The organism is Intrasporangium sp., assembly GCF_035280925.1.
Taxonomy (GTDB): Bacteria; Actinomycetota; Actinomycetes; order Actinomycetales; family Dermatophilaceae; genus Intrasporangium.
The window spans coordinates 1-22951 of the sequence record NZ_DATEEY010000166.1 but is presented as its reverse complement, the minus strand read 5'-3'; the positions used below and the strand labels follow the sequence as shown (position 1 = coordinate 22951).

Here is a 22951-nt window from a genome sequence, read left to right as displayed (position 1 = left end):
GGCCGTGGAGACGATGAGGAAGGGCGGGACGAGGGCGCCGAGGATCGCGGTGGCGAGCGCCGTCGCGAACGTTGCGGTGTAGGTGCCGTGCCGCTGGGCCGCCAGGGCGAAACCGGCGAGGACGAGGGGGACGAGGACATGGCCGAACGCGGCAGTCACCCGCCCCTCGGAGACGGCCGTCGTCAACACGGACGAGACCCCCCAGGCGAGCGCGACGACTGCCCTCGCCGCGCGCGAGGGGGTGACGACGCGGCCTGCGAGGTAGGCGGTCCACACGGAGAGGACCGGTGCGAGGAAGAGCAGCCAGGCAATGGTCACTCCGGCACTCGACCGGCTCTGCGCCATTCCCGGCAGGAGCTCGGCCAGCCACGTGATCGCGGACAGGATCGCCAGATGTGGGCTGGTGTCCGCGCTCGAGCCGGGGCCGGCATCGTGCCATGAGTCCCGGTAGGCGTGCCAGAGGCCCGACGAGCCCGTGGCGACAGGGCTCAGCTCCCCTCCCGCAACACCGGTTCGCGTGAGCGACAACGCGCCTGCACCGAACGCGTCGCGCCACGCGAGAACTGTCGTCACGAGCATCGTCACCACCGCGAGGAATCCCGGGTGCGTGGCGATGCGGTGCGGCAGTGCGGGCGGGAGAGCGCCGACCGACTCCCCCTCGTCGGCCATGGGCCCCGTCTCCGTGTTCGGCGCGACCTCGCGCGGCGCCCGCTCCGGTGTGACCACGTCCTGGATGCGGTCCAGGGTCGAACGAGCCGCTTCGGCGGGTGAGACGAACACCGTCCTGAGGTCACCGCGACCGAGGCGTCTCGTCCGCCGGCCCCGCCACCGCGCCCCGATGATCGACACCGGGTGCAGGACGGCGGACGCGTCACCCAGCTCGCCCCGGGCTGCTCGAGGCTGTTTCGCGACGAGGAGCACAGCCGCGGCGCCGAGCGCGGACAGAACCGTCCACAACGACAGCAGGGGCAGGGCGGCGAGCGAACACCTCGCCAACGCCACCTTGCGTGCCTCGCGCCGGCTCCGCCGGTCGGAGGCCCCGTGATCAGCCGCACCGTACCGCTCGTGCGATGGAACGCTCGGTCCGCTCTCGGCCGCCCGCGACTCGCGAAGGGTTGCCTGGGGGACGACGATCACTCGATGGCCCGCGAGCTGTGCGCGCCACCCGAGATCGAGATCGGCTCCGTCCTGCTCGAAGGACCGGTCGAAGCCGCGCAGGTCAGTGTGGACGTCGCGGCGCAGGAGCATGCCGTTGGTGCTCACGGCAAGGACGTCTGTCCTCTGGTCGTGCTGGCCCTGGTCTGCCTCCCCGGGCCGGGGCGAGGCGATCCGGCGACCGGTCCGCGTCACCTGAACCCCGAGCGACACGAGCAGACGTGGATCGTCCCAGTCGACGATCTTGGGACCCGCGATGCCGGCCGACGGCGACTTCTGGACCGCGTCGAGCAGACATGCCAGCGTCGTCGGTGACGGTCTCGAGTTGCCGTGCAGCACCCAGATCCACTCGGGCGACCCGGCCGTGGCGGGTACCGACCCATTCCGGTCGGGGTGCCGGCCTGCCGGGCCCGACGGGTCTCCGAGGTGCTCGACACCGAGGTCGATGGCTCGCCCGATGCCCACCGGCTCGTCGATGCGCAGGATCGTCACCTCGGGGATGGCCTGGCGCACGCCGGAGTGCGCCCGGGCCACGGCAACCGATGTGTCCGTGCTCGCGACGTCGAGGACGAGCAGCCGGTCCGGCGGCACCGTCTGGGCGGCGATGCCATCAAGGCACTCCGCCAACCAGCGACGACCGTTGCGCACGATGAGGAGGGCGCTCACGGAGGCGCGCGGGGCGGCCACTCGTCCCGTGGAGGGGGGGACGGACGAGGCGGCAGCCCCTGCGCCGGCCGCGAGACTCTCGCCCCGGCTCAGCTCATCGGGCACAGCGTGCTCCTCCACCCGGGTGCCCCTGCGGGTCCCGGGCTCGGTCCGCATGCTCAGACCGCGCGCTTCTTCAGCTTGCGGCGTTCCCGCTCGGAGAGCCCTCCCCAAATGCCGAAACGCTCATCGTTGGCGAGGGCGTACTCGAGGCACTCGGCGCGGACCTCGCAGCCCACGCAGACCTTCTTGGCCTCGCGGGTGGAGCCGCCCTTCTCGGGGAAGAACGCCTCCGGGTCGGTCTGGGCGCAGAGCGATCGCTCCTGCCAGGAGAGCTCGCCCTCTTGTCCGCCCACATCCGACATCACCAGTACCAGCTCGTGCATGACCCCTCCTCGACCCTGACTTCTTCTGTCAGCACTGCCCATCCCTGCGTGTCTCGCCGGCTGCCCCCCTCAGGCCTTGGCCGAAGGGGCCAACTGGCAAGTACAACAATGAAATTACAAGCGTGTCATGCACTCCACGTCAAGCCGTATGGTGATATTTGCCCGCCGGGTGCGAGGTCTGGTAGTACGTGCGCCTCCGCGCCCTCTTGCCGCCGACGCGCCGGGTCGCTGGTCCTGAGAGGATCGCGGCATGCGGATCACAGCCCTGGCCGGCGGCGTGGGCGGCGCCCGGTTCCTGCGTGGACTCGTGCACCACCTTCGGGCCGCACATCCGGACGATCGGCCCGAGATCATCGTCATCGGCAACACCGGCGACGACATCACGCTCTTCGGTCTGCGCGTGTGCCCTGACCTCGACACCATCCTCTACACGCTGGGGGGCGGCGTGCACGAGGGACAGGGATGGGGGCGGGTGGACGAGTCTCATCACGTTGCCGCAGAGCTCGCCGAGCTCGGGGCCACGCCCCAATGGTTCTCCTTGGGGGACAAGGACTTCGCGACGCACATCTTCCGCTCACAGCTGTTGGCACGAGGTATGCCGCTGAGCGCGGTCACTGCCCAGCTGGCGGACCGCTGGGGGCTGGCCGAGCAGGGCGTGACGCTCCTTCCGATGACCGACACCCCCGTGGAGACCCACGTCGTCGTCACCGAGGGCGGGGACCAGGTGGCCATCCACTTCCAGGAGTGGTGGGTACGCCACCAGGCGGCGCTCGAGGCGGACCGGTTCGTCGTCGCGGGACTGGACTCGGCGGCTGCGGCACCCGGCGTCCTCGAGGCCATCCGTTCTGCCGACGTCGTCCTCCTGCCGCCGAGCAACCCGGTCGTGTCCATCGGGATCATCCTCGGGGTCCCCGGCGTGCGTGATGCCCTCCGCGGCTCGCGCGCGCCCGTGGTGGGAGTGTCTCCGCTCGTCGGGGGACGACCCGTCCGGGGCCATGCGGACGTGTGCCTGCGGACCATCGGGGTGGACACCACGAGCGAGGCGGTCGCCGGCCTGTACCAGGACTTCCTCGACGGCTGGCTCGTCGACCCAGACGATCCCATGGCGCAGCCCGGGAGAACGTCCCGGTTGGCCGTGGTCGCGCGGCCCCTGCTGATGAGCTCGGTCGCGGCCGCAGCCGACATCGCGGGCGCGGCACTGGCGCTGGCCCAGCAGCTCGCCGCCGCGACGGGCGAGGCGGAGGCCCTGCCATGAGCCCCTCGGGCCCGGCCCTCCCCGGGGGCACACCTGTCACGGTGATTCCGGTCACGGGCATCCCCGAGGTGCACGCAGGCGACGACCTCACGGACGTCGTCGACGCGGGGCTCGTCGGCTCAGGTCTGCGACTCGAGGACGGGGACATCCTCGTCGTGTCGAGCAAGATCGCGAGCAAGTCACTCGGTCTGGTCACACATCACCCGGACAAGGACCGGGTCATCGCGACCGAGACCGAGTACGTCGTGGCCGAGCGGGCACTCCCGGATCGGATCGCGCGCATCGTGCGCGCCAGGGCGGGGCCCATCATGGCCGCAGCAGGCGTCGACGGTTCGAACACCGGCGAGCGCGGTGGCTGGCTGCTCCTGCCCCATGATCCCGACGGAGTGTGCGCCCGCCTGAGGGACGAGCTGGCCGAACGCCATGGAGTCCGGATCGGCGTCATCCTGAGCGACACGTCGGGCCGCCCCTGGCGCATCGGGCAGCTCGACTTCGCACTCGGGGTCCACGGCGTCCTCGCCACTGACGACCTCCGAGGTGGTGTGGACACTGATGGCAGGCGCCTGGAGGTGACGACGCGTGCGCTCGCGGACGAGGTTGCGGCGGCCGCCGACCTGGTCAAGGGCAAGGTCCAGGCGGTTCCTGCCGCGCTGGTCCGCGGCCTTGCTGCCTTCGTCCCGGAGACCGACGACCCAGCCGCCCTGCGCGGGCGAGACCTCGTCCGGTCGGGACCGGACGACTGGTTCGGCTATGGCCGGGTGGAGGCCGTCCGTGCCGCGCTCGGTGTCGAGCCCGGCACGCCCGATGCGGATGCCGTCGGCATCCCGCCGGCGTCGCGAAGCGATTCCACGCGCCTCGAGGCGGTCGGGCGGGCGGTCCGCGCCGCACTCCACGGGGTCGACTCGGGCACGGCCGACCTCGGGCAGCTGTCGGTCACGCTGGGCGCTGCCACGGCCTTCGAGCTCGGGCGCCTGACGGCCCGGCTCGAGGCCGCCCTGTGGTGCGAGTGGTTGAGCGGGACCCCGGGGCAGCCGAGCGCCGACGGGCTGTCGGTCGTCGTCAGCGTCTCCGGCGTTCCCGACCGACACCGCCAGGCGATCCGCTGACCAGCAGTCAGTGAACCAGGCGCATGACCCTCGGCCAGGAGCCCCCGGGGCAGCCCGGGCGCTGGTCAGGAGACGGTGAAGACCACCTTGCCGAACACCTCTCCGTCGACCACGCGGGCGAAGCCCTCCCGGGCGGCGGTGAGCGGCATGACGGAGTCGATGACCGGCTCGATGCCCTGCTGCACGACGAAGCGCGACAGGTGTGCAAGCTCGTCACGCGTGCCCATCGTCGAGCCGACCACGCGCAGCTGCTTGAAGAAGATCTTCGTCAGCTCGGCCTTGCTCGGGGCGTCGCCCGACGTGGCCCCGGAGATGACGATCGTGCCGCCCGGGCGCAGGGAGTTCACCGAGTGGGACCAGGTGGCGGCCCCGACCGTCTCCATCACGGCGTCGACCCGCTCCGGCAGGCGCTCCCCCGACTCGAACACCCGGTCAGCTCCGATGGACGTCGCCTTCTCGGCCTTGGCGGCGTCCCGTGAGGTCGCCCACATCCGGTAGCCGGCGGCCGCGCCGAGCTGGATCAGCGCCGTGGCGACGCCGCCACCGGCTCCCTGGACGAGGACGGTGCCGCCGGGCCTGACCCCGGAGTTCGTGAAGAGCATCCGGTAGGCCGTCAGCCACGCCGTCGACAGGCAGGCCGCGGCCTCCCACCCGAGGTCGGCCGGCTTGGGCACGAGGTTGCCCCGCGGCACGAGGACGTGTTCGGCCAGCGTGCCGTCGTGCAGCTCCGAAAGCAGCGTGCGTTTCGGGTCGAGGGTCTCGTCGCCCGTCCATCCGTCCGACGCGATGACGGCGTGCACGATGACGTCGTTGCCCTCCTCGTCGACGCCCGCCCCGTCACAGCCGAGCACCATGGGCAGTCGGTCCGCCGCCAACCCGACCCCGCGGAGCGACCACACGTCGTGGTGGTTCAGCCCCGCGGTCCGCAGTCGCACCTTGACCCAGCCCTCGCGCGGCCGCGGCTCCGGTCGCTCCCCGATGACGAGCCCGGACAGGGGGTCGGTGGTCGACTGGCTGGCGGCGTAGACGGCGAGCATGTCAGCACCCTAACGAGCAACCCAGGCATGGCGTCGATTGGGTGGGGGAGGGCTGGGACGGCGCTGGGCCCGGTGAACCGGGCCCAGCGGCATACGGTACGAGCCGGTGGCTCAGCCGCAGCGGTCGGCGAGTGCGGAGACCGCCTCAGCCACCCGCTTCGCGACGCGGTCGTCGAACACGCTCGGGACGACGAGGTCGGTGGCGGGCTCGTCGACGAGGTCGGCAATCGCACGGGCGGCCGCCAGCTTCATCTCCTCCGTGATCGCCCGCGCACCCGAGTCGAGTGCTCCCCGGAAGATGCCCGGGAAGGCGAGCACGTTGTTGATCTGGTTGGGGAAGTCGGAGCGTCCCGTCGCGACGACCTCGGCGAACCGGTGCGCGATCGACGGGTGAACCTCCGGGTCCGGGTTGGCCAGCGCGAAGATGATCGCCCGAGGTGCCATCCGCAGCAGGTCGCGCTCCGGCACCGTCCCGCCCGACACGCCGATGTAGACATCCGAGCCCTCCAGCGCATCGCCGAGCAGCCCGGTGCGGTCGGTCCGGTTGGTGATGGCGCGGAGCGACTCCTTGTGGTCGGGCAGGCCCCCTCGATCGGAGCCGATGATCCCGGACGAGTCCACGGCGATCACGTCGCCGACTCCGGCCCGGACGAGGATGGAGGACACGGCGACACCGGCGGCGCCGGCCCCGGACACGACAACGGTGAGGTCCTCGAGACGCTTGTCCACGACCTGCGCGGCGTTGTACAGCGCCGCCAGGGCCACGATGGCCGTCCCGTGCTGGTCGTCGTGGAAGACGGGGATGTCGAGGCGCTCCTTGAGGCGGCGCTCGATCTCGAAGCACCGCGGCGCCGAGATGTCCTCGAGGTTGATCCCGCCATAGGTCGGGGCCATTCGCGCGACCGCGTTCACGATCTCGTCCACCGTGCCGGTCTCGAGGCACACGGGGACGGCGTCGACGTCGGCGAAGTGCTTGAAGAGCACCGCCTTGCCCTCCATCACGGGCATCGCTGCGAGCGGTCCGATGTCCCCGAGGCCGAGGACGGCGGTGCCGTCGCTGACGACCGCGACGGTGTTGCGCCTGCTGGTGTAACGAGCAGCAAGGGCCGGGTCGGCCGCGATCGCCCGGGAGACCGCTGCCACCCCAGGGGTGTACAGCAGGGACAGGTCCTCGGCATCACGCAACGGGGAGGTCGCGTGTACCCCGAGCTTGCCGCCCTCGTGCGCCCGGAACACCGGGTCGTTCACGTCGAAGGGCTGGCTGACGGGCAACGCACTCATGAGAGGAACTCCTCGTTCGCATGGAATGAGCATCGACAGGGCACCGCGCCCTGGCGGAAATGGCAAGGGCCGCGGGTCTGGCCTCTGGTGCAAAGATGCGAAGCGGGGGTTGCCCGAACGCGGACAGTCTGCCACAAGGCATGGCCCTGACGACACGTGCGGCCGGAAATCGTTGTGGACGGCTGACCTACGAGCGGCGCCTGAGATCGGCGCCACTCGATGCCGATGGCTGGGCTGCGTCGAGATGGCGAAGGAGCGCGTCGACCACGTGCGGGTCGTACTCGTAGCCGAGGCCGAGGTAGATCCGCTCGACCGCCGTGTCGCGTGCCGTCCGGCTCCGGGATCCTTCGGTCAGGTCCTCGTAGGCGTTGACCACCTTGATGATCCGGCTCGTGAGGGGGATCTGCTCGCCGAACTCACGCAGCTGGCGGTACGGCGTGGCCTGGTGCTCGAGGATCTGCGCCACGTCGTCGAGGACGCCGGTCTCGAGCACGATGGCAAGGGTGTCGGCTCCGATGCGCCGTTGGTCCGCGGGCGCTGCCAGGACGGTCGCGCCGCCGGGGATCGGGTCGACGAGGGCGACCTGGCCGATGTCGTGCAGGAGCGCGGCGTACTCGAGATCGAGCAGGTCACGCTCGGACAGGCCGAGTTCCCGGCCCACCGCCACGGAGGTCGCGGCAACCCGCTCGGAGTGTCCCGCCGGGGTGTAGCCCGCCGCGTCGGTGAGCCGCGCGAGCGTGCGGATGCTCTGCAGATAGGTGGCCCGGATGCTGACGTATCGGCGGAACGCGAAGAGAGTGAGCACCAGGGGCGACAGGAAGAGCGGGACCGCCGGAGCACCCAGCGGCGGAACGGCCAGCGCGATGAGCACACCGGTCACGGCGAGGGCCGTCGACAGGGCGAAGGTCGATCGCAGCTCGTCCTGCAGGGTCTGCCACCACGCCGCCCGGAGGAGTGCGCGTGCGGTCGTGGTGACGAACGCGTCGGCCAGGAGTCCGATGAACGCGATCGCGAGCATGAGCACCGCCCGCTGCCACGGCTCCAGCCCGTCGTCCCGGACCGGTTCTCCCCCCGCCTGGCCCAGATGGAGCCCTCGGTACAGCAGGGCGGCGACGCCGATGCTGATGAACCGTCCGGCGGTCTCCAGCGGGTTGACGGGGCGCCCGCTCAGGTGCCGGGCCAGCGCCGCCAGCGTCATCGCCATCGCGGTCACCGCGAGGACGAACACCGATCCGTAGGACACACCCCGGCCTCCCGGCAGCTCGGCGGTGAAGACGAAGCCGAGCGCGGCTGCGGTGGCGATGGGGGCCGAGCCGCGGAAGCGGGGGCCGGCCAGCTGGAACCACTCGCCGATGAGAATGGCGGCGGCGAACGTTCCGACGAGCCCCGCGGTGCCCGTGTCGCCCCAGGCCGAGGAGTCCGCGGACAGCAGGATCAGGACCGCGCAGAGCGCAAGCGCCCCGGCAGCGACGCCATACGGCGCGAGGCCGCGTCGGTGCTCGACCGTGGTCATGATCTCGCCTCCTCGGGTGGGGGCCACTCGTGCTTGGCGAGCACGCTGTGGAGCGAGGCGAGGACTGCTGGGTCGAACCGGCCGCGGTCGGCGTCGAGGAAGTCGAGGGCCTGCTGCGCCGACACCGCCTGCCCCTCCGCGTCCTGCTGGCTCAGCGCGACGAAGCAGGCCGCTACCGCGACGATCCGGGCGGAGAGCGGAATGTCCGTTCCGGCCAACGAGGCGGGACCGCCGCGACCGTCGAAGTACGCGTGCTGGTGGCGGATGCCCGACCGCGCCTCGTCGAGGAAGTCGATGCCCTCGATCATCCGCGCCCCCACGGGCCCATGCGTCGCCAGCATGCGCAGCTCCTGCGGGGCCAGGTCCTCGACGGGTCGCCGCAAGGTCCGTGCCGGGATGGCCAGGTGGCCGATCTCGTGGAGCGTCGCGGCGTGACGGATCGTCCCGATCTGGTGCGGTCCGAGACCGAGGTCCTCGGCGAGCCACTCGGCCAGCTTGGCCGTGCGGCGACTGCGCTCCACCGCTGTCGGCTCCTTCTTCCCGAGTGCGGTGACGAGCGTGTCCAGCGTCCGACGGTGCGAACGAAGCTCGTCGCCGTACTGGATGAACGCCCAGCGTGCGGCCAGCAGTGGTGCGAGGACGAGGACGGCGCTGAACGGACCGAGGTCGGCAGGAAACCACAGCACGACGAAGAGGAAGCCGATGATGCCGTAGCCGACGTAGGCCCAGCCCGAACCGCTGAGGACGCGGCGCACCATGACCGTGAACGGGACGCCCTGGTAGAAGTGAATGACCCCGGCCAGCAGCACCGCGTTGGTGAGGCAGCCGACGACGTCCGCCACGAGGATGGGGATACCGACCTCACGAGTGACGGTGATCGCACCGGACATGGACGCCAGGTCGCGCTCACCTCCGGCGAGCAGGTAGGCCAGTGCCCCCACCGCGCCAATGATGCCTGTCATCGCCGCGTTGAAGATCGTCTGGGCCCAGCGGAGGCTCCCCCGATCGGTTGCCATCGAGACCAGCCCGACGAGCCACGCGCCGAAGGGCCCGACGATGACGCCGGCTGCCAACAGGATGATGCTGTTGAACGAGAAGCCGATGCGCGATCCGACGTCCGGCTCGCGCAAGCGGTAGCTCAACGTCGCCATGGCCGCAAGGATCACGAGTGGCCCAAGATCGGGAAGCCCGAACTTGCTGTAGGTGTACACACCAATGGCGAGGGATCCGACGACGGTCAGCAGGATGAAACCATGCAGGGCCCACGAGCCAGTGTGCTGTCGTCGGAGGAGGCTGGAGCGAGACAAGACGCTCATCTACGTGACAACGCCGATGAGCTGACGATCATGCCAGTGCGGGAATCAGGTCCCCCACGTCCATGTGTCGGTGCCCAGGACCGTCGTGACGGCCAGGACGAAAGGGCTCACAGCCAAGGCGGTGAGGAGTTTGCGCAGCATGGGGGCTCCTATTCAAAGACACAGGCTCCAGGGCAGGGCGAGGGGATGTGCCCTTGGGTGCATCGGTTACAGACTGCCAAACTTTGGGGCGCCTGAGGGCGCCGATGGTACCGACGGTCGGTTTCTTTACCAAGTCCTTAACCTTTGCTGGCTCGATGAAACCGAAATCTGGCCAGCGCGTCTCGATCCGTGGACTCGAGAGAGTGCCGAACCGCGAGCCGTGAGCTCCCGATTGGGGCTCGTCGGGTGACTGTGGAAGAATCAACGCTTCGTGCCCCCGGGCACTGTCATGCAGCACCACCGACGAAAAGAGCACGAGATGAGCAAGCGCGCCCGCAAGCGCCGCTCCCGCAAGGGCAACGCCGCCAACCACGGCCGCAAGCCCAACGCCTGAGCACGACCGAGACGAGTCAGCGACACGTCCGACGAGGGGGTTGAACCCCGCGGGGCGTGTCGCTGACGACGCTCTCCTGCGGTGAGGGTCAGCTGCCCTCGATGCGGTACACGCTCGTCGAGATGCGCGCCATGATCGCGGTGCGAAGCGTGTCCGGTGCCCGCTCGGCACTGCAGGACCGCTTGATGAGGGCCTTGAGCGTCGTGTCCAGGTTGTACTCGTTGAGGCAGGGACCACACTCGTCGAGGTGCGCGGCGATCTTCGCGCAGTCCGACGGGCCGAGCTCGCCATCGAGGAACTCGTAGACCCGCAGCAGCGCCTCGGAGCACTCCGTCTGTCCGACGGACATCCTCGGCTCGTCGCGCTCGCGCTCGCCCATCAGCGTTCCCCTCCAGCTCCGCCCGCAGGGACGAATCCCCGCTCGACGGCGTAATCGGTCAACCGCTCCCGCAGCTGGCGACGACCCCGGTGCAGCCTGCTCATCACTGTGCCGATCGGGGTCTCCATGATCTCGGCGATCTCCTTGTAGGAGTAGCCCTCGACGTCCGCGAAGTAGACGGCGAGCCGGAACTCCTCCGGGATCTCCTGCAGGGCTCGCTTGACGTCGTTGTCGGGAAGGTGGTCGAGCGCCTCGGCCTCAGCGGATCGCAGCCCGGACGACGTGTGGGACGCCGCCCTCGCGAGCTGGTAGTCCTCGATGTCGGCCGAGTCCGCCTCGAGCGGTTGGCGCTGCTTCTTGCGGTAGCTGTTGATGTAGGTGTTCGTGAGGATGCGGTACAGCCAGGCCTTGAGATTGGTGCCCGGCTTGTACTGGTGGAAGGCGCCGTACGCCTTGGCGTAGGTCTCCTGCACCAGGTCCTCGGCGTCGCTGGGATTGCGCGTGGTGCGCAGGGCGGCACTGTAGAGCTGGTCGAGCAGTGGCATGGCCTCACGCTCGAATCGCGCGCGCCGGTCCTGCTCGGTCTCGGCCGCGACGTCCACCGCCTCGTCATCCGCCGGTGCCACCCCACCATGGGCCGGAACGTCGACGACGGAGATCCCCGAAGCCGGATCGGTCTGCTTGTCCTTGCTCATCGCTTCCCACCCTAACCCCGTGGGAAGCGTCGCCCGAGCGGTGGCAGGTGCCGTCGCATCCGGCAGGCAGGTGACCATGGTCGTGAAACGCGGGTCATCCGGGCAGCATTCCCGCGATCCTCGTCAGCGCCTCGACGAGCGCGGGTCGGGCCCCCTTGGGGAAGCTGTGCGCTCCCTCGACCTCGAGCATCACGGCCCACTCCGGCACATACGGAGCCAGCTCCTCAGGCGTGCCGAAGGGGTCGCGGGTCCCCTGCACCATCCAGGTGGGGCTGGGCGCGAGAGCCAGCTCGGCATCACGCCGCCGGTCCGGCCGGTCCGCCTGACCGGGTAGGTGGAGCGGGAAGCTGAGCAGGAGCCCGGCGTCAGCCCCCAGCTCGGCTGCCGTCCGGCATGCCACGCGGGCACCGGCAGAACGGCCTCCGACGACGAGCGGCGCCGGCAGACGCCCGCGGCCGGACATCAGGGCCGACACCATCGGCACCCACGCGGCATCGAGGGTCGCCGGGCGCCCGGCCACCCGGCGTCCCGCAACGAGCCATGGCTGCTCGACGAGGACGACGGTCCAGCGGTCCCCGACGAGGACGTCGCGGGCGACGGTGAGGTCGAGGCTGCTCATCCCGCCCCCGGCCCCGTGCCCGAGGACCACGGTGCCGCGGGAGCGAGCCGGCCGGCATACGTGCGCCCGTCCCGGGCCCTGCGGAGTTGGCAGCTCGCGCACCCGCGTCGCCACGCGCCCGACGGCGCTCACCCCCCGATCACCTCGCCCGTCATCGGGTCGACGACGCCGACGAGCTCCTCACGAGGGGCCGGCTCGAGCAGGCCCGGGCCGTTGCTCGACGTCGCGCCGACGGCGCGCCCGATCGGGTGCGCCTCGAACCGCCCCGGCTGCGCGAACTCGAGCAGCCCCCGCACCACGTCGGGGTCCTTCTCGGCCGGGTCGAGCCACTGCTCCCAGTGCTCCGGCTCGAGGACCAGCGGCTGCCGGTCGTGGATCCGGTCCATGCCGGGGTCGGCCGCCGTCGTGATGATCGTGAACGTCGTGAGCCAGGCATCCGGATGGCCGTCGGGCAGGTCCCGGTCGCGCCAGAACTCGTAGAGCCCCGCGAAACCGACCTTGGCGCCGTCCGCCCGGTGGATGAAGAACGGCTGCTTGCGCGGCTTGCCCTTCGCGTCGACCGCGGTCGGGGACTTCTGCCACTCGTACCAGCCGTCGGCGGGCACGATACACCGTCGTGAGAGCGCGGCCTTGCCGAACGCGCCCTTGCCCAGCACCGACTCCGCTCGGGCGTTGGTCATCCGCTGGCCCAGCTTGACGTCCTTGGCCCAGGCGGGCACGAGACCCCAGGTCAGGAGGCGCAGCTGCCGGGTGGGCTGCGGTTCCGGCGCGTCCGCGGACTGCTCGGGCGCCTTCGGTGAGCGGGTCAGGACGACGAGCGCCTGCTTCGAGGGGGCCATGTTCCAGTCGGGCTCGCGGGGCGCGGGGTGCTGCGGGTTCTTCAGGATGCTGCGGCCCGGTTCGTCGGAGCGGTCCTCGTCGATGTCGAACGCCTCGATCAGCTCGTCCGGCCTCGCGCTCGCGGCATACCTCCCACACATGGGCTTCAGCGTATGCCGCTGAGCTGACTCCCCCGGGCCGGCCGCCCTCCCAGCCCTCCCGCACCCCAACCCCGCAACACACCGAGTAGGTCACGACGCACCGGGATCCGATCCCGGTGCGTCTTGACCTACTCGGTGTGTTGCGGATCAGGTGTGTCGTGGTCTGGGCCCGGCGGATGCGGCGGATGGTGTGGGTATGTCGATAACGTAGGCATCAGACCAGGAGGAATCCCGATGATCGTTCGTCGAATCGCTCGCCCCATGCTCGCCTCGGTGTTCATCGCCGCCGGGATCGAAGCACTGCGCCACCCCGCCGCGCGGACCAAGCGCGCCGCGCAGCTGCTCGACACCGTGTCCGCCCCATCCACGGTCCAGGAGGACCCCGACACCTTCGTGCGCGTCAACGGAGCCACCCTGGTCGGCGGAGGGGCGCTGCTCGCCACGGGCCGGATGCCCCGCCTCGCCTCGACCCTGCTCGCCGCCTCGGTCGTCCCCACCACGGCAATCGAGCACGCGTTCTGGGACGAGACCGACCCCGAGAAGCGGGCCCAGAGCCGTAGCCTGTTCTTCAAGAACGTCGGCCTGCTCGGCGGCCTCCTGCTGGCCAGTGTCGACACCGCGGGCAAGCCCGGGCTTGCCTGGCGTGCCCAGCACGTCACGAAGACCACGCGCCGTGAGGCGCGCCACGCCAAGCGGGCAGCAGCCCGGGAGGCCCGCCTTCTAGCCCATCGAGCCCAGGACGTCGTGAGCTGACTTGAGTCCCGCCGACCATTCCCCCTCCACCGATCCCGCAGGCTCCGTCAGTACGCGCAGCACCGGAACCACCCGAACGACGGTCCCAGGGGACTGGCCGGCCCCCACCCCGGCGGCACCGGTCGACGCCACCGTCACCCTCCCGGGGAGCAAGTCGTTGACGAACCGCTACCTGGTCCTCGCGGCCCTCGCGGGCGACCGGTCGCGACTACGCGCACCGCTCCGGTCGCGCGACACCCTCCTCATGGCAGACGCCCTGCGCGCTCTGGGGGTGGGCATCGAGGACGTGGCGCCCGAGGGTGACCCGCTCGCGAGCGGCAACCAGGTGCTCGACTGGCTCATCACGCCGCCGGACCGACTCCGCGGGGGCGCCACCATCGACTGCGGCCTGGCCGGGACGGTGATGCGCTTTCTGCCTGCCCTCGCGGCGCTCGCGAACGGCTCGGTCCGCCTGGACGGCGACGCCCAGGCCAGGGTCCGGCCCATGGGGCCGGTCGTGGATGCACTGCGGGTGCTCGGCGTCGAGCTCGAGGACTCCGGTGGAAGCCTCCCGCTGACCGTCCTCGGCCGCGGCCGGGTCCCCGGCGGCACGGTGACGATGGACGCGTCGGCGTCATCGCAGTTCATCTCCGCGTTGCTGCTGGCCGGAGCGCGCTACGACGAAGGCGTCACCGTGCACCACGTGGGCAAGCCGGTCCCGAGCGAGCCGCACATCCGCATGACCGTCGAGACGCTGCGGGACGCCGGGGCCGTCGTCGACGACTCCGAGCCCAACACGTGGCGGGTCGAGCCCTCCGAGATCAACGCGCTCGACGTGTGGATCGAGCCGGACCTGTCCAGCGCGGGGCCGTTCGTGGCCGCCGCGCTCGTCACGGGTGGCACGGTCCGGGTGCCCGGTTGGCCGCAGTACACGACGCAGGCCGGCGACCTCATGCGCGAGATCCTCGACACGATGGGCGCTGACGTCCGGCTCGACCGCACTGGCTTGACCGTCACCGGCACCGGCGAGCTCGTCGGCATCGACATCGACCTGCACGATGCAGCGGAGCTCACGCCGACCGTCGCCGCGCTCGGCGCGCTCGCCTCCACTCCTTCGAGGATCCGCGGCGTCGCCCACATCCGCGGACACGAGACGGACCGTCTCGCGGCCCTGACGAGTCAGCTGGGCGCCCTCGGCAGCCTCGTCACCGAGACCGAGGACGGCCTGCGGATCGCACCGGCGCCCCTGCACGGTGGGCGGTTCCGCACCTTCCACGACCACCGGATGGCGACCGCGGGGGCGATCCTCGGACTGAGGGTCCCCGGTGTGGTGGTCGAGGACATCGCCACGACAGGCAAGACGCTGCCCGACTTCCAGGGGCTCTGGGCCCGGATGCTGTCCGGCGACCGCCCCGTCGGGGCCGCGACGGGCCCGACGCCCGCTGTGGAGCCGGCTCGATGAGCTGGCGGGACCTCGACGAGGACGACATCCGCGTCCGCCCACAGCGCAAGGGGTCGAGGGCCCGCACCAAGGAACGGCCGGCCCACGCCCACGCCCTCATCGGCAGGGTCATCGCAGTCGATCGCGGGCGCTACACCTGTCTGGTCCCGGCCGGAGCCGGTGCCCGAGCCGAGGCGTCCCCGTCGCGAACCACCGTGGCGGCGACCGAGCCGGAGCGGCTCGTCACCGCCATGAAGGCTCGCGACCTCGGCCGGACCCGCGTCGTCGTCGGGGACGAGGTCGCTCTGGTCGGAAACACCAGCGGTGGACCGGACGCCCTGGCGAGGATCGTCCGGATCGAGGAGCGCCGGTCCGTGCTCCGGCGCACCGCCGACGACACCGACCCCGTCGAGCGCGTCATCGTCGCCAACGCCGACCAGCTCGCCATCGTGACGGCCCTGGCCGACCCGGAGCCGCGACCGCGCATGGTCGATCGATGCCTCGTCGCCGCCTACGACGCCGGGCTCCAGCCGCTCCTCGTGCTCACGAAGGCGGACCTGGTGGACCCGGCCGACTTCCTCGCCACCTACGCGCCACTCGAGGTCGACCACGTCGTCACCCGTCGGGACAACGGCGACATCTGGGGTCTCGAGGAGCTGCACGAGCGGCTCTCGAGCCGCGTCACCGTCCTCGTCGGCCACTCCGGCGTGGGCAAGAGCACCCTCGTCAACGCTCTTGTCCCGGACGCCGGACGCGCCATCGGCGACGTCAACGTCGTCACCGGGCGGGGTCGCCACACGTCGACCAGCGCGGTGGCCCTTCGCCTGCCGGACGGCGACGGATGGGTCATCGACACCCCCGGTGTGCGCTCGTTCGGCCTCGCCCACATCGACGTCGACCGCATCATCGACCACTTCCCCGAACTCGCCGCCGGCACCGACGAGTGCCCCCGTGGGTGCACCCACGACGAGGAGGAGTGCGGGCTCGACGACTGGGTCGCTCAAGGGCACGCCGGACCCGCCGGTCCAGCCCGGCTCGAGTCACTGCGCCGGCTGCTGCAGAGCCGCTCGAGCTCCGCGGAGTACTGACACACGGGCCGCCCGTTCCCATCGTGGGAACGGGCGGCCCGGCGTGGACGGCTCAGACCGTCGTTCTCAGCGTGAAACCGACACCTTCCGGGGTCTGCGCCGCGTCGAGGATCTGGTCGTCGAGCACCGCAGCCGTGTCCTGCGCGATGTAGACGCGGGCATCTCCCGCATCGACGACCACGTCACTCGGCTGGGGCTGGGTCACGACGCTCACCGCGAGCTGGTCCTGCTCACTGGCGATGCGCAGACCTGCGGATGGCTGCTCGACGTCCTTGGTCAGGCCCTGCACGGCGGCCTGGGCCTTCTCGGTCAAGGTCAGCATGGTGGAACTCCTGTCTTCGTGCGGTTGCCGGACTGGGCCGGCATTGACGCCTACGACCACCTCTCGGGGCAAGTGCGCACACGCCTCGGACCCCTCCACCCTCCCCGAGCCACGGGGGGCGATGTCAAGCCACGCCCTCGGTGGGCGCGTCGCAACCCGCCCGGAAACGTTGCGGCGCAAGGGGGCTGAGCTCAGCGGCATAGGGCAAGAATCTCGGGAGCGCAACGCGGCCCGCCCTTCCCGGTCACCACATGCGTGCTGGCGCTAGGCTCCGCCAAGTGACCTCCTACGACGACGACCTTCGTCTGGCCCACGTCCTCGCCGATGCCGTCGAGCGGGTGACGATGGCTCGCTTCCGCGCGACGGATCTCATCGTCGAGAGCAAGCCCGACCTGACCCCGGTGACGGACGCCGACCGCGCGGCGGAGGAGCTCGTACGAGCACAGCTCAAGCGGACGCGCCCCCGGGACGCGGTCGAGGGCGAGGAGTTCGACACGACCGGGCACGGCCCGCGACGCTGGATCATCGACCCCATCGACGGGACGAAGAACTTCGTGCGTGGGGTCCCCGTCTGGGCAACCCTGATCGGCTTGGTCGACAACGGCCGCCCGGTGCTCGGTCTCGTCGCCGCGCCGGCCCTCCAGCGCCGCTGGTGGGCAGCGACCGGTTCCGGTGCGTGGGCCGGTCGGTCCCTGTCCTCGGCCAAGCGCATCACCGTGTCGCAGGTCGGCCGCCTCGGGGACGCGTCCCTCTCGTACTCCTCGCTCGCCGGCTGGCGGGTACGCGGCCGGCGTGATGACGTGCTCGACCTCATGGACGACTGCTGGCGCACCCGCGCCTACGGCGACTTCTGGTCGTACATGCTCGTCGCCGAGGGCGCTGTCGACATCGCCACCGAGCCGGACCTCGCCGTGCACGACATGGCCGCCCTCGTGCCCATCGTCCAGGAGGCGGGCGGCCGGTTCACGGGCCTCGACGGTCGCGACGGCTGCTGGAGCGGCAACGCGGTCGCCACCAACGGACTTCTCCATGACGAGGTGCTGCGCCGGCTCGGCACGCCGGTCCTGGCCGAGGAGGCCTGAGCTCTCGATCAGTCGCGCAGGACCGTGACGGAGGCGTAGCCCAGCTCCTCGATCGCCCGACGGTGAGTTGTCGCGTCGCCGACCAGCACGATCGTCCAGCCGCTGCCCGCGGACTGGTCCCGGCGCGCCACGCCGGCGGCGGCGGCGAACCGCTCGAAGGCGTCGTCCAGTCGGGCGCGGTCGACGCGCTCGAGGTCGCGCAGGTTCGCCGTCGTGAACTCGGTGCTGCGCCCGTCGAGCGCCATGTTGATGGCCTCGTCGGCCACCGCGTCGGCCGTCGCATACCGCCCGGGGGCCGTCTTGCCGATGAAGTCGACGCCGGACCGGACCTCCTGCTCCGTGAACCCGCCCCCGCCGCTCTCGAGGATCTCGACGAGAAGTCGGACCGACTCGGCTGTGCTGTCAGCGCGCACTGACCCGGAGGTGAGGAACACTCCCCCCGTGCGCCTCGGGCGGAAGCTCGAGCGGATGCCGTAGGTGTAGCCCTTCTCCTCGCGCAGCACGGCGTCGATCCGTGCATTGGGCGAGCCCCCCAGCACGAAACCGATGACCGGGTAGGGGGCCCAGCCACCCTCCACCGAGCGGTCTGGGCCCGGCGCGCCGACCACGATCTCGGTCTGCACGGAGCCCGGGCGGTCGACGATGACGATCCGACCCCGGTCCTCGGCAAGCCTCGCGACCCGACTCAGCGAGGACGCCCGGTCCGGACCCTTGGTCCAGCCACCCAGTGCCTGCTCGACGAGCGCCCGGACATCGACACCCGCGAGGTCACCTGCGACCGCGACCGTGGTCCCGGCAGCAATGACGTGCTCCGCGTGGAAGGCCACGACGTCGTCCCTGGTGATGCGGGACACCGTCTCCCGAGCGCCGCCCGTGGGACGCGAGCCGCGCTCATCGTCGGCATAGAAGGTGGCGACCCACTCCAACGCGGCGCGGTGGCCCGGGATGGAGCGCTCCTGGTCGATCTCTGCCAGCCGGGTGCGCACCTGCCGAGCCACCTCGTTGTCCGGGAAGGCGGGCTCGGTGATGATCTGCCGCAGCAGGTCGAGTGCCGGCTCGAGGTTGCCCTTGACGACATCGAGGTCGAGGGTCAGGCCGGCCTCTCCCACGGCCGCGCCGTAGCTGACCCCCTTGCGCTCGAGCAGGCGGGCCAGCTCCTCGGCGGAGTGCTCCCTCGTCCCCTCGTCCATCGTCCGCGCCATGATCGTGGCCACGCCCTCGAGGTCGCGCGGCTCGGCGCTGATCGGGACGGGCAGGCCAAGCCGCACGGAGACGACATACTGGCCGGGCACGTCGTAGGTGACGAGCCGGATGCCATTGGGCAGGTCGTGGATGTCCGCCTGGGGGAAGGACCACTGCGGCGGCGGGGCGACCTGGGGGCGTGCAACGCTCGTCATGCGGCCACCTCGGCCTCGTCCTCGGCCAGGTAGCGGACGACGGCCCGCGCCTCTGGGTCGAGCCACGTCGCGGCCGCCTCTCGCACCTGCTCGGCAGTGACGCTCTTGACCCGGTCGACGAACGTGTTGACGTAGGACGGATCCCCCGTCAGCAGCGCATGGTGGCTGAGGTGGTCCGCGCGCTCCTCGAGGCTCGCGAGGGCACTGAGCCACGAGCGCTCGGTATCGGCGATGACCGACTCGAGCTCGCCCTCGTCGGGCCCCTCGGCAAGGAACCGCTCCAGCTCCTCGCACACCGTCGCCTCCGCCTGCTCCGGGTCGGCGCCTGCGGCGATGTCAACGGTGATGGTCCCCAGACCCACGCCGTCGACCAGACCCATGGCCCAGCCCGCGACCGACGTCGCGGTCTCGTCGGTGCGCACGAGGCGCCGCATGAGACGGGAGCTGGCCAGGCCGCTCATCACGTCGACCGCGATCGAGCAGGCGTGGTACTCCGGCGTCGTGTCGACCGGCAGCCGGAACGAGACGTAGATGCGGTCGTTCGGGACGTCCCCGGGCCGATCCAGCCGCACGGGCTCGGCGATGGGCGAGAGCTGCGGCACGCGTTCGCGATGCTGCAGCTCGATCGGCTGCAGGGCCCCGAAGTACTGCTCCGCAGCGGCGAACCCCTGCTCCGGGGAGATGTCCCCGACGAGCGTGAGGACCGTGTTGTTGGGGCCGTAGTGGGCCCGATAGAAGGCGTGGACGTCCTCGAGCGTCGCGGCGTCGAGATCCTCCATCGAGCCGATCGTCGGGTGGTGGTACGGGTGGTCCTCGGGGAAGACGGTGGCGTAGATGTCGATGAGCGCCTGGCCGTACGGGACGTTGTCGTATCGCTGGCGCTTCTCCTCCTTGACGACGTCCCGCTGGTTGTCGAGATTCTCCTGGGTCACCGCGTCGAGGAGGTAGCCGTGGCGGTCCGCCTCGAGCCACAGCGCGAGGTCGAGGGCGCCGACGGGGATGGTCTCGAAGTAGTTGGTCCGGTCGAACCAGGTCGTTGCATTGAGGCGCGCGCCCTCGTTCATGAGCGCGCTGAAGTGCTCGCCCGAGGCGACGTTGCGGCTGCCCTGGAACATGAGGTGCTCGAACAGGTGAGCCAGGCCGGTCCGGCCGGGGGCCTCGTGACGGGAGCCGACACCGACCCAGAGGTTGACGGCGACATTGGGGACGGCGTGGTCCTCCGAGACGATGACCCGCAGGCCGTTGGGCAAGGTCCGCTCGACAATGGGATAGGCGATCGAGGTCACGACCTGACCCTACGTGAAGTCGCGCGCGAAGTTGTCGGGCACCATCGCAGCGAGGGACAGGGTAACCGCGAGTTATGGAGGAGACAGATAGTATAACGGCGACGTATGCTGGTTGGATGCGTGCTGACGCTGACGTCTCAACACGAGACCTACTCGAGACGATCCGCGAGTCGGTCATCGGTGAGGACCAGGTACTGCCCGGGCCCTACGGCCCACGCCGCGTCACCTATGCGGACTACACCGCATCGGGCCGGGCACTCACCTTCATCGAGAGCTTCATCCGCGACGAGGTCCTCCCGCGCTACGCCAACACGCACACGGAGTCCTCGGGGACCGGGCTGCAGACCACGCGCCTGCGCGAGGACGCCCGCCGGATCATCCGCGACGCGGTGGGCGGGGACGACGAGACGATCGTCATCTTCGCCGGCTCGGGGTGCACCGGCGCCATCGACAAGCTCATCGGCATCCTCGGTCTCCGCGTCCCGTCCACCTTCGAGGACCGCTGGCACGCGAGCGCGCTCGTGCCGGCGGAGGAACGCCCGGTCGTCTTCATCGGCCCCTACGAGCACCACTCGAACGAGCTCGCGTGGCGGGAGTGCATCGCCGACGTCGTCGTCGTCCCCAAGGACGCCGACGGTCACATCAGCACTGATGCACTGCGCGAGCTGTTGCAGCGGTACGCCGACCGACCGCTGAAGATCGGGTCCTTCTCGGCGGCCAGCAACGTCACCGGCATCCTCACCGACACCGATGCAGTCTCCACGCTCCTCCACGAGCACGGTGCCCTCGCCTTCTGGGACTTCGCCGCGGCCGCGCCCTACATCGAAATCGCGATGTACGGAGCCGAGGAGCGGGAGGGCGGGAACGCCACGCAGACAGCGGAACCCAGCTCAGCGGCATACGACACAACTCGACGAACTCTGGCGCGCAAGGATGCCGTGTTCCTCAGCCCACACAAGTTCATCGGTGGGCCGAGCACCCCAGGGGTCCTCGTCGTGCGCCGGGAGCTGCTGACGAACCGCGTGCCGGACGTCGTCGGTGGTGGGACGGTGTCCTACGTCAACTCCGACCAGCACGACTACCTCACCGACCCGGCCCACCGCGAGGAGGGCGGCACCCCCGCGATCATCGAGGCCATCCGCGCGGGCCTGGTGTTCCGGCTCAAGGAGGCGGTCGGCGTCGACGTCATCCGTGCCCGTGAGCAGGACTTCCTGCGGCGGGCCCTCGCGGCCTGGTCACAAGAGCCGACGATCGAGATCCTGGGCAACCTCGAGGCCGAGCGGCTGTCGATCCTGTCCTTCGTCGTGCACCGGGAGGGTGGCACCTTCCTGCACCACAACTTCGTCGTGGCGGTGCTCAACGACGTGTTCGGGATCCAGGCGCGGGGCGGGTGCTCCTGCGCGGGTCCCTACGGCCACCAGCTGCTCGGCATCGACCCCGAGCGGTCGCGGGCGATCGAGCGACAGACCACCCTGGGGTGCGAGGGCATCAAGCCGGGGTGGGTCAGGGTGAACATCAACTACTTCATCTCGGACGCGGTCTTCGAGTACCTGCTCGAGGCGGTGCGCCTCGTCGCACGCCACGGCTGGCGGCTGCTCGGCGACTACGACTTCGACCCGGGGTCGGGACGGTGGACGCACAAGCGGGGACCTGTCGAGCCCCCGCTGCGCCTGGGCCAAGTGGGTTTCGAGGGTGGACGGATGACCTACCCGCGGCATGAGGACCGGGCCCCCGAGTCCGCGCTCGCGGGCTATCTCGTGGAAGGGGCCCGCATCATGCGGGAGGCCACGCCCACGGTCGACGATTCGGCCAGCATCAGCCCGGACTTCGACCAACTGCGATGGTTCGACCTGCCCACGGCGTCGATCCGGGCCTGAGCGGCGCGCGAGGCCTCCGAGCCGGAAGCGTCCTCGCGGAAGCTACCCGAGCGCCTTCGTTTTCAGGGTCTCGAACTCGGTCTGGGTGATGGCTCCTGAGTCGAGGAGCGCCTTGGCATTCGCGATCTGGTCGGTCGGCGTCTGCCCACCACCTGCCACCTGCTGGATGTACTTATCCTGCTGCGCCTGACGGTCGGCCAACGCCGCCATCTGCCGCTCGGTCATGCTGCGGCCCCGCACGATGATGTAGATCAATGCACCGAGCCACGGCACGAAGATCAGCAGAACGGCCCAGCCGGCCTTCGCCCAACCGCTCAACGACCGGTCGCCGAACAGGTCGAAAAGACACCGGAACCACACCATCAGCGCTGCGATCCAGATGAAGAACCAGAAGCTCCAGAGGAGAACGTCCCAGAAATCGGTGGTGATGGAGTCCATGCTCATACCCCTCGCGGTCGGATGGCAGCGTCGGTCGCCAGCAGAAGCATCCCACCGGGACGGCTCGCAAACGCACACAAGCGTCGGCGTGTCGTCATCCTTCGACAGCTCGAGAGAATCTCGGAGCTTCCCTCTCTCACATGAGTTCAGGCCCGGGATTCAGTGTTTGAATCCCGGGCCTGATGTGGTAGCGGGGGCAGGATTTGAACCTGCGACCTCCGGGTTATGAGCCCGGCGAGCTACCGAGCTGCTCCACCCCGCGTCGGCAAGAACCACCTTACGTGAATCCGCCTGGAGGACCAAATCGGGCACGATGGGCGCTCACC

General features: G+C 70.5%; 22 protein-coding genes and 1 tRNA gene. 8 read left to right on the top strand and 15 right to left on the bottom strand.

Annotated elements, in window-relative coordinates; translation table 11 throughout:
• The coding region (locus tag VJN29_RS15190) for a glycosyltransferase family 2 protein (RefSeq protein WP_324144474.1) at positions 1-1926 on the bottom strand (1926 nt) is incomplete at its 3' end.
• A gap of 53 nt (positions 1927-1979) precedes the next feature.
• Complete coding sequence (locus tag VJN29_RS15185) at positions 1980-2246, bottom strand: WhiB family transcriptional regulator (RefSeq protein ID WP_317180491.1); 267 nt, start codon at positions 2244-2246, stop codon at positions 1980-1982.
• 250 nt (positions 2247-2496) lie between these two features.
• On the opposite strand from VJN29_RS15185, the gene cofD reads away from it, so the two are divergent.
• Both cofD and VJN29_RS15175 read left to right on the top strand, forming a co-directional pair.
• On the top strand, positions 2497-3501 hold the full coding sequence (gene cofD, locus VJN29_RS15180; RefSeq protein ID WP_324144473.1) for a 2-phospho-L-lactate transferase: 1005 nt from the start codon (positions 2497-2499) through the stop codon (positions 3499-3501).
• Positions 3498-4607 carry a coenzyme F420-0:L-glutamate ligase gene (locus tag VJN29_RS15175; RefSeq protein WP_324144472.1) on the top strand — a complete coding sequence of 370 codons (1110 nt, stop codon included), beginning with the start codon at positions 3498-3500 and terminating at the stop codon, positions 4605-4607. The genes cofD and VJN29_RS15175 overlap by 4 nt, the downstream gene beginning before the upstream one ends.
• 65 nt (positions 4608-4672) lie before the next feature.
• Here VJN29_RS15175 and VJN29_RS15170 read toward each other — a convergent pair whose 3' ends face one another.
• From VJN29_RS15170 to VJN29_RS15155, 4 genes are all read right to left on the bottom strand, one after another.
• Positions 4673-5644, bottom strand: coding sequence for a zinc-binding dehydrogenase (locus VJN29_RS15170; protein ID WP_324144471.1), 972 nt, complete (start codon positions 5642-5644; stop codon positions 4673-4675).
• Positions 5645-5755: 111 nt separating this feature from the next.
• Entirely contained in the window at positions 5756-6925 is a 1170-nt protein-coding gene (locus tag VJN29_RS15165; protein ID WP_324144470.1) for an NADP-dependent malic enzyme, read from the bottom strand.
• Positions 6926-7112: 187 nt separating this feature from the next.
• Positions 7113-8438, bottom strand: coding sequence for an HD-GYP domain-containing protein (locus tag VJN29_RS15160; protein ID WP_324144469.1), 1326 nt, complete (start codon positions 8436-8438; stop codon positions 7113-7115).
• Positions 8435-9754, bottom strand: coding sequence for an HD-GYP domain-containing protein (locus VJN29_RS15155; RefSeq protein WP_414654387.1), 1320 nt, complete (start codon positions 9752-9754; stop codon positions 8435-8437). Before VJN29_RS15155 ends, VJN29_RS15160 begins: the two co-directional genes overlap by 4 nt.
• A 460-nt stretch (positions 9755-10214) precedes the next feature.
• Between VJN29_RS15155 and VJN29_RS20385 the strand changes: the two genes are divergently transcribed.
• Positions 10215-10289 (top strand): 50S ribosomal protein bL37, encoded by a 75-nt coding sequence (locus VJN29_RS20385; RefSeq protein ID WP_369791897.1) that lies wholly within the window; start codon positions 10215-10217, stop codon positions 10287-10289.
• An 88-nt stretch (positions 10290-10377) separates the two neighbouring features.
• Here the strand turns inward: VJN29_RS20385 and rsrA are convergent, their stop codons facing one another.
• Genes rsrA through VJN29_RS15130 form a run of 4 tightly spaced genes read right to left on the bottom strand, consistent with a single transcriptional unit; the run spans position 10378 to position 12962 of the window.
• Positions 10378-10668: a mycothiol system anti-sigma-R factor gene (rsrA, locus tag VJN29_RS15145; RefSeq protein ID WP_324144466.1), complete on the bottom strand. Its 291-nt coding sequence runs from the start codon at positions 10666-10668 to the stop codon at positions 10378-10380.
• Positions 10668-11441, bottom strand: coding sequence for a sigma-70 family RNA polymerase sigma factor (locus tag VJN29_RS15140; RefSeq protein WP_324144465.1), 774 nt, complete (start codon positions 11439-11441; stop codon positions 10668-10670). The genes rsrA and VJN29_RS15140 overlap by 1 nt, the downstream gene beginning before the upstream one ends.
• 16 nt (positions 11442-11457) lie before the next feature.
• The gene (locus tag VJN29_RS15135) at positions 11458-12114 is read right to left on the bottom strand and encodes an alpha/beta family hydrolase (RefSeq protein ID WP_324144464.1); all 657 of its coding nucleotides are present in this window, start codon (positions 12112-12114) and stop codon (positions 11458-11460) included.
• The gene (locus VJN29_RS15130; RefSeq protein ID WP_324144463.1) at positions 12111-12962 is read right to left on the bottom strand and encodes an SOS response-associated peptidase; all 852 of its coding nucleotides are present in this window, start codon (positions 12960-12962) and stop codon (positions 12111-12113) included. Before VJN29_RS15130 ends, VJN29_RS15135 begins: the two co-directional genes overlap by 4 nt.
• A gap of 234 nt (positions 12963-13196) precedes the next feature.
• Between VJN29_RS15130 and VJN29_RS15125 the strand changes: the two genes are divergently transcribed.
• From VJN29_RS15125 to rsgA, 3 genes are read left to right on the top strand one after another with little or no spacing between them, the layout of a single operon-like run.
• Entirely contained in the window at positions 13197-13715 is a 519-nt protein-coding gene (locus VJN29_RS15125; RefSeq protein WP_324144462.1) for a DoxX family protein, read from the top strand.
• Between the two features lies 1 nt (position 13716).
• Positions 13717-15156, top strand: a complete 1440-nt coding sequence (aroA, locus tag VJN29_RS15120) for a 3-phosphoshikimate 1-carboxyvinyltransferase (RefSeq protein WP_324144461.1) — start codon at positions 13717-13719, stop codon at positions 15154-15156.
• Positions 15153-16223 carry a ribosome small subunit-dependent GTPase A gene (gene rsgA, locus VJN29_RS15115; RefSeq protein ID WP_324144460.1) on the top strand — a complete coding sequence of 357 codons (1071 nt, stop codon included), beginning with the start codon at positions 15153-15155 and terminating at the stop codon, positions 16221-16223. Before aroA ends, rsgA begins: the two co-directional genes overlap by 4 nt.
• Positions 16224-16275: 52 nt before the next feature.
• Here rsgA and VJN29_RS15110 read toward each other — a convergent pair whose 3' ends face one another.
• Positions 16276-16545, bottom strand: coding sequence for a Fe-S cluster assembly protein HesB (locus VJN29_RS15110; protein ID WP_324144459.1), 270 nt, complete (start codon positions 16543-16545; stop codon positions 16276-16278).
• A 251-nt stretch (positions 16546-16796) separates the two neighbouring features.
• Between VJN29_RS15110 and hisN the strand changes: the two genes are divergently transcribed.
• A complete protein-coding gene (gene hisN, locus VJN29_RS15105) occupies positions 16797-17627 on the top strand; it encodes a histidinol-phosphatase (protein WP_324144458.1) in 831 nt (276 codons plus the stop codon).
• A gap of 8 nt (positions 17628-17635) precedes the next feature.
• On the opposite strand, the gene VJN29_RS15100 is transcribed toward hisN, so the two are convergent.
• Together VJN29_RS15100 and VJN29_RS15095 are read right to left on the bottom strand one after the other, a co-directional pair.
• A complete protein-coding gene (locus VJN29_RS15100; RefSeq protein ID WP_324144457.1) occupies positions 17636-19024 on the bottom strand; it encodes a pitrilysin family protein in 1389 nt (462 codons plus the stop codon).
• Positions 19021-20310: a pitrilysin family protein gene (locus VJN29_RS15095; protein ID WP_324144456.1), complete on the bottom strand. Its 1290-nt coding sequence runs from the start codon at positions 20308-20310 to the stop codon at positions 19021-19023. Before VJN29_RS15095 ends, VJN29_RS15100 begins: the two co-directional genes overlap by 4 nt.
• Positions 20311-20426: 116 nt before the next feature.
• On the opposite strand from VJN29_RS15095, the gene VJN29_RS15090 reads away from it, so the two are divergent.
• Complete coding sequence (locus VJN29_RS15090) at positions 20427-22187, top strand: aminotransferase class V-fold PLP-dependent enzyme (protein ID WP_324144455.1); 1761 nt, start codon at positions 20427-20429, stop codon at positions 22185-22187.
• Between the two features lie 42 nt (positions 22188-22229).
• Here the strand turns inward: VJN29_RS15090 and VJN29_RS15085 are convergent, their stop codons facing one another.
• Together VJN29_RS15085 and VJN29_RS15080 are read right to left on the bottom strand one after the other, a co-directional pair.
• The gene (locus tag VJN29_RS15085; RefSeq protein ID WP_324144454.1) at positions 22230-22625 is read right to left on the bottom strand and encodes an SHOCT domain-containing protein; all 396 of its coding nucleotides are present in this window, start codon (positions 22623-22625) and stop codon (positions 22230-22232) included.
• Between the two features lie 185 nt (positions 22626-22810).
• A tRNA-Met gene (locus VJN29_RS15080) sits at positions 22811-22887 on the bottom strand.
• Between the last annotated feature and the right edge of the window lie 64 nt (positions 22888-22951).